Source organism: Lysinibacillus sp. 10T31, from assembly GCF_056394365.1.
Genome location: NZ_JBFTHS010000041.1, coordinates 24,531 through 39,405 on the forward strand (window position 1 = coordinate 24,531; position 14,875 = coordinate 39,405).

Consider the following 14,875-nt stretch of genomic DNA (forward strand, 5'->3'; position numbering starts at 1 on the left):
TATCGAAGGGGAGTTTTTTGATGTTTTACATAGCGATACACTAAAAAATGAAAAAAAATTTTAAAATTAATTGTTGTTTTATATCATTTTATTTCATAGTATAAAATTACAGAATATTTCGTCATTTGATTGCGAGGTGTTTATTTGGTAGATGCATATATGAATCGCTTAGTGAGGGATAAGGAAATTCCAGGTGCAGTGCTTGTTGTCCAACAGCAGCATAGATGTTTACTGTCAAAAAGCTACGGAGCATATACAGCTGAGGATTGGAGTAAGCAAGTTATTTCCAAAAATACTTTGTTTGATTTGGCATCATTAACAAAAGTTATAGCGACATTACCAGCTATTCTATTATTGATTAGTAGAGACAAGTTAAACTTGATGGATTCAGCACAAAAACATTTACCAGATTTTAGATTCCCGCACATTACAATACAACATTTATTACAACATAGCTCCGGACTACCAGCAGACTTAGAGCCGTCTGTCAGGAGACATCATCAGCGTGATATTATGCAGGAGGTTTTAGCGTGTAATGTCATTAGGCAGCCGAATGAGCAAGTAATATACAGTGATTTAGGTATGATTTTATTAGGAAAGATTATCGAGAATATTGCAGGTCAGTCTTTTCAAAGTTTTGTAGAGCAAGAGATTTTCAAGCCGTGGGGTATGCATCATACAAGTTTTCGGTTACCTGAGCAGAAAAGGGGGCAAGCAGCAGCTACAGAGATGGTATCTGGCAAATTTGTGCAAGGAATTGTGCACGATGAGAAAGCACTACTATTAGAAGGGGTGTCAGGTAGTGCAGGGTTATTTTCATGCGCAGATGATTTGGTGAAATATGCTAAAAATTGGTTGGGGATAACGCAGCAATCTACCATACCATTTAAGTGGATGGAGCTGGCATACACGAAGTCATTCGGAAACAGGGGACTAGGCTTTGAAGTTTGGAATGGAGATCATTCATTATTTTGTTTCGGTAGGGGGTGGACGAAGGGCTCTTTTGGACATACAGGATTTACTGGCACAAGTATTTGGATGGACCCTGTTAAAAAGCGTTTGTTATTTTACTTACAAACGCAGTTCATTATGGGAGAAATACGCGCATAAGGGGAATAAGAGAAAAGCTTAATACGATGATTTATGAAAATCTAATTACATGAAGGGTGGATGTGTGGTTATGAAACAAATAAATAAATGGTTGTTCCTGCTGCTTTTATTACTCGTTGTAGCACTAGTAGGCTGTACTTCAGATAAGAAATCTACAAGCTCGCCAACACCTGATACAAATGATGGAGGAAATGCGGAAGAGGTTTCGCTAACGATAGGTAGTTGGCGTACAGAAGACGTAGCAAAATATGAAAAAGTCATTGCTTTATTTAATGAAAAGCATCCCGAAATACACATATCATTTAACCCAACTAAAAATACAGAGTATAACACAGTGTTAAACACAGCGTTACAAGCTGGTGAAGGTCCAGATATCTTCCATTTACGTCCATATGCTGCAGGATTAAAACTTGCTGAGGCTGGATATGTAGAAAAAATTAATGGTTTAAATGGTTTGAGTGTATATCCTGAAGAAGCATTAAAAGCTTCACGCGATGCAGAAGGTAATCAGTATGGTGTACCCATTAACTTGAGCTCAACTCAATTCTTCTACAATAAAAAGATATTTAAAGATAATAACTTACAAGTACCTACTACTTGGGATGAATTTATAGCATTAAATGATAAATTGCTAGAAAAAGGCATTACGCCAATTGCAATGGGAACTAAAGAGAGTTGGTTATTATCATTACTTCACGGTATTGTAGGCCCTGCTATTTATGGAGGAAATGATTTCTACCAAGCAGTACTTGCAGGAGAAAAAGACTTCACTGATCCTGCATTTATAGAGTCAATAAAAGTGATGAATGACTTGAAGAAATACTTCCCGGCGAATTCAGAAGGTTTAGGGATGGATGATATTCGCACATTATTTGCGCTAGGTGATGCGGCGATGTTCCCACTAGGAAGTTGGGAAATTCCAGTTGTGCTAGAAATGAATCCAGATTTAGATTTAGGTTACTTCCCGATACCATCAAAGACTGGTAACAAAACAGTGACGACTTGGGTAGACGGTTCATTTGCAATCAACGCAAATTCAAAACATAAGGAAGCTGCTAAAGCATTTTTAGAGTTTTTAACAACTAAAGAATTTGGAGAGCTATTTGTAAAGGAATTTTCAATGATCAGCGCAATCCCTGGTATTACCTCTGATAATGCTTTGTTAAATGACATTAGCAAATCCACAGAAAATGAAGCAACACCATATATGTGGGTTACGAATTTTACAGGTGGAGATCCAACGACAAAGAGCTTGCTTGAAAGTGAGTTACAAGGTATGTATTTAGGTCAAGTAACACCAGAAGAAGTAGCAGCAAAAGTACAGGAAAACGCTAAATCATGGTTTAAACCATTTCAAAAATAATTCTGGGCTTCCCGGATGAAGTGGTTAATTTACATCTTCAGACAAGTAGGGAAGTTAATTAGACAATGACGATGTATTGTAAATCATGACCCCACTAACGCTTCGAAGGGAGGAGTTGGGGTCTTACTGTCTAAATACCTCTAAAGGGGCTGTCCATTGATGAAAATAACTACAGCTTCACCAACTAAAAAGAAAAAAACTTCTTGGGCAAAGTGGACTATTCATCTTTTTCCAATCCCTGCACTGATTATTTATGGAATGTTTGTCTTGTATCCGATCTTAGCGGCATTATCCTATAGTTTTTTTGAATGGAAAGGGATGACGAGAGGCAATTTTATTGGATTTCAAAATTTCGTGACATTGTTTACGAAGGAACCATATGGATCAATGTTTTGGAATGCCTTCAAACATAATGTACTGTATTTTGTATTACAAATGATTGTTATGAATGGGTTGGCTTTCTTCCTAGCATTTATTATTTATAAAAAAATAAAGGGAGCGGAATTCTTTAAGGCAGCCTTCTTCTTGCCACGGTTATTATCAGTCATTGTTGTGGGGTTTTTATGGAAACTGATTTTGAATCCGAACTTCGGTACTTTAAATGTAATATTAGGGAAATTAGGTTTAGAAAGTTTGCAAAAGGCATGGTTAGGTGATCCCAATACAGCGTTAATCGCTATAATTTTAGTGAATTGTTGGTTTGGTCTTGGCTTTGGCGTCTTGATTTTCTTAGCTGGATTTCAAGGGATACCAAGTGAACTAATTGAAGCAGCGAAGCTTGATGGTGCAAAGGGCTTCACATTATTACGTACAATCTACTGCCATTAATGATTCCTTCTATTGTGATCATGGGTGTCTTAACATTTATTCAATCATTTGAAGCCTTTGAGCTCGTTTATGCAATGCAGGGCTCAATGGGAGAGCCTTATTATTCAACAGACACATTAGCGGTGTTCTTCTATCGCTTAGCATTTGGTAGCTCAACAGCTTCTGGAGCAACAGCTATTGGCTTAGGGTCAGCGTTAGCAACGGTATTATTCTTCTTTATTTTAATTTGCACAACAGTATTTTTACGCTTTACGAGTAAAAAGGACGTACAAATGTAAAGAGGTGAGTATATGAAGCAAGGCACAATTTGGGCAAGGCCGTTTTATTATATTGTTGTATTTGCGGTGGCGACAATCAGTTTATATCCAATTTTATTAATGGTTTTATCGTCATTTAAGACGAGTTTGGAGATTTACAAAAACCCATTGGGCTTACCGACCAGCTTTAGCTTAGATACTTACCGTACGTTATTGTCAAAAATTCCGTTTACAACTTATTTTATGAACAGTGCCTTTGTGAGTATTGTTTCAGTCGTATTAATTATCTTTGTTTGCTCATTAGCATCTTTTTATATTGCGCGTTTTAAATTTTCATGGAATCAAGCGCTATTTTTTATTTTCCTATTAGGGATGATGATTCCGATTAAACTTGGGATTGTTCCTCTTTTCATTTTAATGCGTGATTTAGGACTTATTAATTCCTTGTGGTCATTAATATTGATGAATACAGCGACAGGGATTCCGCTGACGATGCTAATATTAACAGGTTTCTTTAAAACGATGCCTTATGAGCTAGAGGAGGCTGCACGTATTGATGGAGCAGGGAATTTAAGGGTGCTCTGGCATGTAGTATTGCCGTTAATGAGACCAGCACTTGGAACTGTAGTAATCATTAATTTTATTGCCGCTTGGAATGATTTTTTCTTCCCTCTTATTTTCATTACAGATAAGATGAAGCGTACAATTCCAGTTGGAATGATGTCTCTTTTCGGGGAACATTCGGCTGACTGGGGTTCACTTTTCGCAGGTTTAACACTTGCATCATTGCCGATGATACTTTTATTCTTTATTGCTTCTAAGCAATTCATGGAGGGGCTGACGGCTGGTGCTATTAAATAAACAATACATTATTGGTGTAGATGGTGGTGGAACGAAAACCCGTGCCGTTATAGGGACAAAATGTGGTGAAGTGCTTGCGGTTGTTGATGGAGCGGGGGCAAATATAAAGTCAACTCCGCCAACAGAAGTACAACAGCAAATCATGAAACTACTAACGGAGTTACTACAAAAAGTAGGGGTAACGAGGAAAGACGTTTCGACTATTTTTTTATGTATGGCAGGTGGGGATCGTCAGGTGGATTTTGTACGCTGGCATAATTGGATGGACTTGTTTTTTTCTTCTGAATCCTGCAAGGTACATGTTACAAACGATGCGGTAGCGGCACTTACAAGTGGTACATTTGCACATGAAGGGCTTGTCATTATTGCTGGAACCGGTTCTATTGTCTATTGTGTTCAGAAAAATAATCATATTAGCCGAGTTGGTGGATGGGGTTATTTATTTGGGGATGAAGGTAGTGGCTACTATATTGGGCAAGAGGCATTACGTGCCGTTGCACAGCATCATGATGCATTTGGTCGAGATGGTGATGCACTTACCAAGGCAATCTTAAAGCAACTGGGGCTAAAAGATCCGACCGAAATGATTACAGTGGTTTATGAGCATGCACAAGCGCGTGTGTTAATTGCTTCTATTGCGCAGACTGTATTACAGCTAGCCGAACAAGGTAATGAAACAGCGAAGGATATTATAGAACGCGCCACTACCTGCTTAGCTCAATTATTGTTAACGATGTTTCAGAAAGAGCCACAAGTCAAAAGCTTTCCTATCGTCACTTGTGGTGGTTTATTTGAAAGTAGCTATTTTGCTAATTGCTTTCAAAGAAAAATACAGCAAGCGACAATTGATAATCGACTCATTCAACCCGAGGTACCACCAGTTATTGGGGCATTTGTAAAGGGGCTTATCAGTGAGGGAATTCATATCACGGAGTCTTTAAAGCAAATCGTAAAAGAATCTTGGATGAACAAAAATAAGATGTAGTAGGAGGTTTAGACTTCGATGGAGCGAATGACAAAACTTACAACAGAAGGCTACCATCCACAATCAGCGAATTTAGATTTAATGTCAATTGCTGAAATTGTGCAGCTAATGAATGAGGATGATGTGAAAATACCGCTTGCTATTGCAAAGGTATTGCCTGAAATTGAACAAGCAATTGAGGTCGTCATTCATGCGCTGAAAAATGGTGGGAGATTATTTTATGTGGGCGCTGGGACAAGTGGACGTATAGGTTTATTAGACGCAGTGGAATGTCCTCCAACGTTCAGTACATCACCAAAGCTCGTGCAAGCTATATTAGCAGGTGGCTCAGACGCAGTAATGGTCGCCATAGAAGGTGCTGAGGACGATCTTACTTTGGGAAGAGTAGCACTAGAGAAACAGAAGCTAAGTGCAGAGGACGTTGTCATAGGCATTGCAGCAAGTGGAAGAACGCCATTTGTAAAGGGTGCGTTACTATATGCACGACAGATAGGTGCACAAACAATAAGTTTAGCTAGTAATCCGCATTCCATCATTAGTGCTCATGCGGATATTGCCATAGAAGTCATTACTGGACCAGAAATCTTAACGGGTTCTACAAGATTGAAGGCTGCGACTGCTCATAAACAAATATTAAATATGATAACGACAACAACAATGATAAAGCTTGGAAAGGTTTATAAAAATCTCATGGTGGATGTCCATGCAAGTAATTATAAATTACGTGAACGAGCTAAAAAAATTGTCTGTGAGGCAACAAATGTATCCTATGAAAAGGCAGAAAACATATTAGAACAGACTAATTATCAAGTGAAGCTTGCCATTGTCATGTTACTCACTAACACGATTTTAGATGATGCACAAACATTACTTGCCCAATCAGAGGGGCATGTGCGCACGGCAGTCGGGTTAAAGAAGGACTAACTGAAGGGTGGGTGGAAATAATTCCATTCACTTTTTCCTTATTGCTTCTATACATAAAATAAAGTGCGGAGTTGATTGAAATGGAGAAGATAAATGCAGGATTGATTATGCTTGCAGAAATGCGAGAGAAATTACCGCCATCTGAAAAGAAGGTAGCCTCCTATATTTTAGAACATCCATCAAAGGCAATTAAAATGACAGCTGTTGAATTGGGAGAGGCGAGTAACACAAGTAGTGCGGCCGTTATTCGTTTATGTAAATCTTTAAATATCAGTGGTGTTCAGGAGCTAAAATTACGAATAGCTGGTGATTTGCAACGAGAAAAAACAGATGATCGTGATATTGAACCGAATGAGCCGTTACAATCCATTGTAGAAAAAGTGACGATGCAAAGTAGTCAAATCTTAAGACAAACTGCAGATTTAATTGATGCAGTAGAGCTGAAACGTGCTGTGTCAGCCTTATCAAAGGCCAAAAAGATTTTCTTTTTTGGTGTCGGTGCATCTGGTATAGCGGCAATGGATGCAGATCAGAAGTTTTTGCGAATAAATAAGAACAGTAAGGCGTTCATGGATTTACATTTAGGGGCAACAGCAGTTGTCAATGCTGAAGAGGGAGATGTGGTAGTCGGTATTTCATTTTCTGGTGAAACGCATGAAGTTGCTAAAATCCTTGAAATTGCTCGTGACACGCCTGCAACGACAATAAGTTTAACGCGCTACGGTAGTTCACTCGTATCAAGCTTGGCAGATATTTGTTTATATACGTCACCAAATGTAGAAGCAACATCTAGAAGTGGAGCAACTTCTTCGCGTCTTGCACAACTTCATGTGGTTGATATTTTATTTATGTGTGTAGCAACAAGCAATTATGAGCAAACAATTGATTATCTGGATGCAACACGTACAGCAATTCAAGGGCTACATAAGAAGGTCAATAGAAGAAAGAAATAGAAAAAGGTCTTTTAAAGTAGCGGAATAACTCAGGCGATATCACAGGTCGTGGCATCGCTTGAGTTATTTTTATTAGCCACTCTTTAAACTTTATATACGTTCTTCTGTATGTGGATCGAAGAAATGTATCTTTTCTTCTTTCATTACTAATGTCACGACGTCAGCTGGATGTAAATTAGTTTCAGCATTAACACGTGCAATGAATGTTTGATTTCCTAATGAGGAATAGAGGAAAGTTTCTGCACCGAGCAGTTCAGCAACGTCAATAGTTGCGTTGAATACATAAGGGGAATCGGCCGCTGTCATTTGCAAATCTTCAGGGCGAATCCCTAATACAATATCTTTGCCTAAATAATTTTTTTCCTTCAACGTTGTTAAATATTTTGGTGGAATCGGAAAGCTATGCTCACCTAAAATTACAGTTGTTTCTGTTAAATGACCTTGAAAAAGATTCATGGAAGGAGAGCCAATAAAGTCAGCCACAAACATATTTTGTGGCGTATCATATACTTCCTTTGGAGCGCCAATTTGTTGTATAAGACCATCCTTCATGACAACGAGGCGAGTAGCCATAGTCATTGCTTCAGTTTGGTCATGTGTAACGTAAATGGTTGTCGTTTGAATACGTTGATGCAGCTTCTGAATTTCAGCACGCATTTGTACACGTAGCTTGGCATCTAAATTAGAGAGGGGCTCATCCATTAAAAAAACTTTGGCATCACGCACTATAGCTCGACCGAGAGCTACTCGCTGACGTTGTCCACCTGACAACGCTTTTGGCTTCCTTTTTAAGTAATCCTCTAAACCTAATATTTTTGCGGCTTCTCTCACTCTTAGATCAATTTCCTTTTTATCAACCTTACGAAGTTTTAAGCTGAATGCCATATTATCATAGACGGACATATGAGGATATAATGCGTAACTCTGGAATACCATAGCGATGCTACGATCCTTTGACTCCACATCATTCATTCGTACATCGTCGATATAAAATTCACCTTTGGAAATATCCTCTAAGCCTGCAATCATACGCAATGTCGTTGTTTTCCCACAGCCAGATGGACCTACAAAAACGATAAACTCCTTATCGTGGATATGCAAATTAAAATCAGTCACAGCCTGTATATTTTTATCGTATATTTTATAAATATGCTCTAAACGCAATTCCGCCATGCACTACGCCCCTTTGTAAGTGATACATTCATTGTAAAGAATAGTAGGTAAAAGAAATAGATAAACGCTGCACAATATTTAAGCTATAAACTGTGCAATGTTACTTATAATGACTCTAAAAAGGTGATAGCAAGAAATACTGCAAGCCTATCCTCAAATTGTCGTATATCTTTCCGGGTAAGTTGCTGAAATTTGTCTAGTCGATTTTGTAGTGTGTTACGGTGCATAAACATTTTCTTAGCAGCAAGTGTTATATTACCTTCGTATTCAAGCAATTGTTTTATTGTTTGTATTAACTCTGGCTGTGAGGTTGCATCTTTTAAAATAGAGGTAATAAAAATATCTTTCTCTTGTATACTAAGTTGCTGTGATAAGTACGGTACAAATAGCTCTTGTTGTGTAAGGACATGCTTAGGTGTATATGACCAAAGTGATTGTTGGATGTCGACTAGCCAGCTAAATCTCCTTTTTGTTATTGCAATATCTGGTAGTACATCAGAGACAAAAATTTTAAAGTTGGTTTCTAAATCTTCACGTAAAAGATCAATGTAATGAGAAAAATTAAGTAATTCATCGTTTTCAATGCATTCAATAATAGCGAACAATTGAGGATTTAATGATATAAGTATAAAGTCTTTTCCAAGTAATGCTTCAAAGGCTGTTCGAAGTAAATTAGGTCTAGTAAATACTTTATCGAAATAAAGAAACAGAATGCGATGTTCGTGGATTGCAGTTGGACTTTCATTTGTTTTATCTGTTAAGTAGTCAAACCATGCCGTATCGTAGTAATTCGGAAGCGTGATTGGCCCTGAAAAAATACGCAATAGCTCTAGTTCACTTTGTGTAATTGTATGTTTTGGAATTTCAAAAAGTTGATTGTCAAAATTAAATAAATAACTTTCTGTCTTATTACCTGAAAAAGGTCGTAGTAATGGAAATCGCTGATGCAATTTTTGATAGTTCATGAATGCCACATCCCTTTTGTTAATAATCGGAATAGAAACACACTACAAATCATGCAATTTTGTTTTAAGTATATGTTTTTAGGGAAATGTTAGCAATATTCGTTAAATGGATACTTCAAAACAGCAAGGACATTAGCAAAAGCGAAAGGGTGGATGAATTTTAAAATCATCCAAACTAATTGCGCTAATGTCCGTGCAGTAATTTTTATGCATCCTTTTTAAATAATGCTCCTGGCCAAAACGCATATCTACCGAGAACAGTAGTAATGGCAGGTACGAGCAATGGACGTACAATGAACGTATCAAGCAACACGCCAATTGCCGTAACGACACCGAACTGAACAAGTACTTGAATAGGTAAAGTAGCAAGGACAGCAAATGTTCCAGCTAAAATTAGACCAGCAGATGTAATAACGCTCCCTGTTCGTACGACACCTTCCTCAATAGCTGTTAAATGATCTACTGTTCTACGTTTTTTCCAAATCTCCGAAATCATAAAGATATTATAATCTTCTCCGAGTGCCACTAAAAATACAAATGCATAGAGTGGAATCGCCCCTGAAATAGCCTCTGCGCCCATTACATGGTGTAAAATTAGCCATCCTGCACCAAGTGCCCCGAAATAAGAAATAATAACGGTTGCTAATAAATAAACAGTTGCTGTTATTGAACGTAGATAAATAAATAATAACAAAGCAATTAAAGCAATCATTGTTGGCATAATAACAGTTTCATCACGTACAGTTAATTGCTGTGTATCATATTGGCTGGCTGTTTCGCCGCCAATCCAAATATGTTTATCTGCATCTTTTACTCCTTCAGCCTTCAGCATTTTTATAACCTCTGCCTTAAGCTCTGGGATATGAGCTAACGATTCCTTAGCATAAGGATTTGTATTTAAAGAAAGCTCGTACAATTGGATAGCATTATTTTTCTCTCCAATTTGGACATCTGCAACACTATCAATATAAGAAATTTTAGTTAATTGCTGCTGCAAGTGAATATCTTTACCCTCTGTGTCAATGACGAGCTGTACTGGAGCAAGTTCTCCAGGTGAAAAATTTTCTTCTATTAAAGTAAAGCCTTCACGGGAGGGCATATTCTCAGGGAATGACGATAATAAATCAAAAGTATACTGAATACGTGGTACGAATGCTGCTAATCCACCAAGTAACAGTAAAGTGACAACAATGACGATCCATGGTTTATGCGTTACGAAGCGCCCGATTATATGGCTTATTTTATGTGTTGGTTTGTGCTGCTTTTTCCCCTTTTTTTGAGCCATATCCTCTGTTCGAGGTATGAATGGGAAAAAGGCAACGCGACCTAGTATAACAAGGATTGCTGGAAGTACAACGAGCGCTGCAACTCCCATCACAAGTACAGCAAAGCTAAACGGAATAGCAAAGCGTTGGAACGCACCATAATGGGCAAGGCTAAGAGTAGCTAAACCGATAACCACCGTTAAGGCACTCATCATAATCGCACCGCCAGACTTCTTTATAGCAAGCTTCATGGCAGTAGTTTTATCCTCAATTGTAAATAATATCTCTCGGTACTTTGATATTAAAAATAAACAATAGTCTGTACCTGCACCAAAGAGTAATACGGTCATAATAGAGACAGCCTGCGAATCCTTATCGATCCATCCATGATCAGCGAAGAAACCAAGCGTTGGACTTATAACAACGTAGGCAAGAACAACAACGATTAATGGAATAATAGCTAGTAAAGGTGAACGATAAATAATAATTAGTAATACTAAAACAAGGAGCACTGTCGCAATTAATAATTTAACATCAGCTTGAGAGAATAAACTGACAGCATCCGTAGCGATACCAACTGGTCCAGAATAACGTACATGAAGATTATCACTGGCTAAGTCTTTATCTAGTTGGATATTATACTTATCCATTGTTTTTGTTAATGCTTTTAAACTCTCCCGCAACGTATCAGTGGCCACGCCTCTTTCAAAGAAAACCGGAGTTACAATTGTTGAGCCATTGTCAGATGCGGATGCTAAAAAGGCTTGAGGTGGCATTTTATCATATGGTGGAATAACAGTTTGATTGGCTAAAGGTTTAGCTTTAAGCTCTCCGTAAACCTTTTGGATAGCAACGAAATCATCAGTGGTTAGCCCGTTATCCCGATGCCAGACGAGTAATAATGGTGTACCTGCATCATTCGGAAATTGTTCTGCAATAATAGTGGCGGCCTGCTGAGACATTTCACTTCCAGGTAAATTTTTACCAGATTCACTCTTTATACTATTAATCTGTGGCCAGGCAAATGACAGTACAACAACAAGTAAAATCCAAAAGATAAGGGCTAATAAGCGCCCTTTTTTACTTGCTACCATTGAGCCCCATTGCTCAAGTGGATGTTTTTTCATTTAAAGACCTCCGTTTCATATAAGTAATTTTAATTATATATACTGGAAGGTTAATTAATCAATTGCGAAAAATATATATGCTATACTATGTCTAAAAAGAATCCTTTATAAGGGGGTGAACTTGTTGAAGCAGTCACCGCGTGTTCTCGGGAGACCTCGAAATGATGAAAATGCGAAGCCGAGAAAAGATATTGTCCTTGAAACAGCAACAAAGCTTTTTATAAAAGAAGGCTATAAAAATATTTCGATGGATGATGTAGCAAAAGCTTGTAACGTTACAAAGGCGACTATCTATTACTATTACCCGACTAAAGGGAATTTATATACATCAGCGTTGCTGGCAATGATCAATCGAATAAATCTGTCCATTTTGCAGATTTTAGAGCAGCCAATATCATTTAAAGAACGGTTGGAGCAGCTTGTTGAAATTCATTTATCAGCCACTGTAGATATTGATATGAAAAATTTTATGAGAGAGGCGACAATTAATTTATCGGATTCCCAATTAAAAGAAGTGCAGGCAGCAGAAAATAATATGTATAAAACGATAGAGCAGACGATGCAGCTAGAGATGGAGCAAGGCACGATACGGAAGGGAAATGCTACTTTTTTTGCACATGCGTTTATGGCTTTAATGTCAGTAGGTTACTTTAAAGATGGGGAAGGGAAAAGGTTATTTCAATCAGAGTCTATGGCAGCAAAAGAAATTATAGACTTTTTCTGGCAATCTGTTGAAAAATGATTTCCTATATTATATGCAATAAATGCTGAAAATAAAATAAGTAAGTATTACACAAATGATTTAGGGGAAGTTTAAATAGACTAACATTATCGAAAATCAAATATTTTATAGCAACGTTTTAAAAAGATGAGATCAAAAATATATTGTATTTTTTAACAGTAGGGACAAAAAGCAAACTTACTACAATATATAGTTACAAATCAATGAATTTTGAAAAGATTGTCGAAATTGTGATTTAGCTCATTGAAATAATGTACAAACAACCTTATAATGGAGGTTGTGAAGTCACCAAGACAAGATAGGATGGAATTATGATGCACTTTTTGCAAAATAAAGTTTACATTGTAATAACAAATTATACGAATTGCTATCCAGCTCTTGAGACTGGTGATTTGTAAGATATACGCGCTGTAACGACTGTTAAGAAGTGCCTTAATAGTCTTTTTTACATGGAAGCAATAAAATTAAAATAGTAATAGTGATGGCAAAGGAGAGTTCAAAATGTCAGAAACGAATAACCAAACACAGTCTGAACAATTAACTGTAAGTCAAGAACAATTGGATGTGCTAGATCAATTATTAAAGCCTGAGGTTCAGGAATCACTTACAACTTTAGTTGAACAATTACCAAAGTTAACTGAGATGATGACGCTATTAACAAAATCTTATGAGTTTGCTCAAGCTGTTGCAAATGACGAAGTGTTAAAAAATGATACTGTTGGTGCGGTAACAGAAATGGCTGGCCCAGTAGTAGGATCAGCTAAAAACCTTGCAGCTACTGCAATTGAAGCGAAAGACCGTGCTTCTGAAAGCCAAGAAGTAGTTGGTTTATTTGGTCTTATGAAAATGTTAAAGGACCCACAAGTTCAAGGTGTTTTCCGTTTTGTTAATGCTTTCTTACAAGTAAGCGCTGAACGTAAAGCTAGATAAGACTCGACTCGAGATACATTCAATTCGTAAGGACGGAGGATTAATTAATCATGTCAAAAGAAATCGTCATCTTAGGTGCTGGTTACGCTGGCGTTCTAACTGCATTAACAGCACGTAAGTATCTATCAGCTGATGAAGCTAAAATTACTGTAGTAAACCAATTCCCAACACACCAAATCATCACTGAACTTCACCGTTTAGCCGGTGGTACTATTGCTGAAGGTGCTGTTGCTTTACCACTTAAAAAAATCTTTAAAGGTTTAGATATCGATTTACAAATCGCTAAAGTTACAAAATTCAATGTAGACAATAAAAAAGTTGACCTAGATAATGGTTATACTTTAAATTACGATACATTAGTAGTATCTTTAGGTAGCCAAACTGGATTCTTCGGTATCCCTGGATTAGAAGAAAACTCTATGGTACTTAAATCAGTGAACGAAGCAAACAAAATTAACAAACACATCGAAGACCGTATTAAAGCATATGCACAAACAAAAGACGAAGCAGATGCAACAATCGTTATCGGTGGTGGCGGTTTAACAGGTGTAGAGCTTGTTGGTGAAATCGTGGACAACTTCCCGAAAATCGCAGCAAAACACGGTGTTAACTTCGCTGATCTTAAAATCAAACTTGTTGAAGCTGGTCCGAAAATCTTACCAGTACTTCCAGATGTACTTATCCAACGTGCTACTGAAAGCTTAACAAAACGTGGCGTTGAATTCATTACAGGTACTCCTGTAACAGGAGTTGATGGTAATGTCATCTCTCTTAAAGATCGCGAACCAATCGTTGCTAATACGCTTATTTGGACAGGTGGGGTAGCTCCACTTCCAATCGTAGGCGAGTCTGGCCTTGCTGCTGACCGCGGTAAAGCAACGATTAACGAGTTCTTACAATCAACATCTCACGATGATGTATTCGTAATTGGTGACGCTTCTGTTGCATTACCAGCTGATGGCGGACGTCCGCTATACGCACCAACTGCTCAAGTTGCATGGCAAATGGGTGAGTGCGCTGGTTACAACTTATTCGCACAATACAAAAACCAAGAGATGAAATCATTCTCTGCAATTAACTCTGGTACACTTGCAAGCTTAGGCCGTAAAGACGCTGTTGCGACTATCGGTGCTAGCAACACAGAACTTAAAGGTCTTCCTGCAACACTTATGAAAGAAGCGTCTAACATTCGCTATCTTACACACATTAAAGCGCTATTCGGCTTAGCGTATTAATATTTTAAGAGGCTGGGACATAACTAGCTTCAATTAGTGAGAAATCCGAATTTGAATTCATTCAAATTCGGATTTCTCTATTTTTTATGTTGTCTCCATCTAGCTCTTAGTTAATGGCTGTGAATTTCCTTAAATTCACGGCCATTAATGCGAGGCC

General features: G+C 37.7%; 12 protein-coding genes and 1 pseudogene. 10 read left to right on the top strand and 3 right to left on the bottom strand.

All coding sequences use genetic code 11. From position 1 onward, the window contains the following. Positions 1-144: 144 nt before the first annotated feature. From AC1DCY_RS20220 to AC1DCY_RS20250, 7 genes and pseudogenes are all read left to right on the top strand, one after another. Positions 145-1,110, top strand: coding sequence for a serine hydrolase domain-containing protein (locus tag AC1DCY_RS20220; RefSeq protein WP_477353106.1), 966 nt, complete (start codon positions 145-147; stop codon positions 1,108-1,110). 49 nt (positions 1,111-1,159) lie between these two features. After that, positions 1,160-2,473 carry an ABC transporter substrate-binding protein gene (locus AC1DCY_RS20225; RefSeq protein ID WP_477353107.1) on the top strand — a complete coding sequence of 438 codons (1,314 nt, stop codon included), beginning with the start codon at positions 1,160-1,162 and terminating at the stop codon, positions 2,471-2,473. Between the two features lie 159 nt (positions 2,474-2,632). Then, positions 2,633-3,579, top strand: a pseudogene (locus tag AC1DCY_RS20230) (carbohydrate ABC transporter permease). Positions 3,580-3,591: 12 nt separating this feature from the next. Then, complete coding sequence (locus tag AC1DCY_RS20235; RefSeq protein ID WP_477353109.1) at positions 3,592-4,419, top strand: carbohydrate ABC transporter permease; 828 nt, start codon at positions 3,592-3,594, stop codon at positions 4,417-4,419. Further along, positions 4,406-5,404 carry an N-acetylglucosamine kinase gene (locus tag AC1DCY_RS20240; RefSeq protein WP_477353111.1) on the top strand — a complete coding sequence of 333 codons (999 nt, stop codon included), beginning with the start codon at positions 4,406-4,408 and terminating at the stop codon, positions 5,402-5,404. The genes AC1DCY_RS20235 and AC1DCY_RS20240 overlap by 14 nt, the downstream gene beginning before the upstream one ends. An 18-nt stretch (positions 5,405-5,422) precedes the next feature. Beyond that, on the top strand, positions 5,423-6,328 hold the full coding sequence (murQ, locus tag AC1DCY_RS20245; RefSeq protein WP_477353113.1) for an N-acetylmuramic acid 6-phosphate etherase: 906 nt from the start codon (positions 5,423-5,425) through the stop codon (positions 6,326-6,328). Positions 6,329-6,408: 80 nt separating this feature from the next. Continuing rightward, positions 6,409-7,281 (top strand): MurR/RpiR family transcriptional regulator, encoded by an 873-nt coding sequence (locus tag AC1DCY_RS20250; RefSeq protein ID WP_477353115.1) that lies wholly within the window; start codon positions 6,409-6,411, stop codon positions 7,279-7,281. A gap of 90 nt (positions 7,282-7,371) precedes the next feature. On the opposite strand, the gene AC1DCY_RS20255 is transcribed toward AC1DCY_RS20250, so the two are convergent. From AC1DCY_RS20255 to AC1DCY_RS20265, 3 genes are all read right to left on the bottom strand, one after another. Further along, a complete protein-coding gene (locus tag AC1DCY_RS20255) occupies positions 7,372-8,454 on the bottom strand; it encodes an ABC transporter ATP-binding protein (protein WP_477353117.1) in 1,083 nt (360 codons plus the stop codon). A 104-nt stretch (positions 8,455-8,558) separates the two neighbouring features. Further along, positions 8,559-9,419: a PucR family transcriptional regulator gene (locus tag AC1DCY_RS20260; RefSeq protein ID WP_477353119.1), complete on the bottom strand. Its 861-nt coding sequence runs from the start codon at positions 9,417-9,419 to the stop codon at positions 8,559-8,561. A gap of 205 nt (positions 9,420-9,624) precedes the next feature. Further along, complete coding sequence (locus tag AC1DCY_RS20265) at positions 9,625-11,811, bottom strand: MMPL family transporter (protein ID WP_477353121.1); 2,187 nt, start codon at positions 11,809-11,811, stop codon at positions 9,625-9,627. 115 nt (positions 11,812-11,926) lie between these two features. Here AC1DCY_RS20265 and AC1DCY_RS20270 point away from each other — a divergent pair, with 115 nt between their 5' ends. The 3 genes from AC1DCY_RS20270 to AC1DCY_RS20280 all read left to right on the top strand — a co-directional run bounded on the left by AC1DCY_RS20270 (position 11,927) and on the right by AC1DCY_RS20280 (position 14,718). Further along, positions 11,927-12,553 carry a TetR/AcrR family transcriptional regulator gene (locus AC1DCY_RS20270; protein ID WP_477353123.1) on the top strand — a complete coding sequence of 209 codons (627 nt, stop codon included), beginning with the start codon at positions 11,927-11,929 and terminating at the stop codon, positions 12,551-12,553. A gap of 501 nt (positions 12,554-13,054) precedes the next feature. Continuing rightward, positions 13,055-13,483, top strand: a complete 429-nt coding sequence (locus AC1DCY_RS20275) for a DUF1641 domain-containing protein (RefSeq protein WP_477353125.1) — start codon at positions 13,055-13,057, stop codon at positions 13,481-13,483. Between the two features lie 50 nt (positions 13,484-13,533). Beyond that, positions 13,534-14,718 (top strand): NAD(P)/FAD-dependent oxidoreductase, encoded by a 1,185-nt coding sequence (locus tag AC1DCY_RS20280; protein ID WP_477353126.1) that lies wholly within the window; start codon positions 13,534-13,536, stop codon positions 14,716-14,718. Positions 14,719-14,875 lie beyond the last annotated feature (157 nt).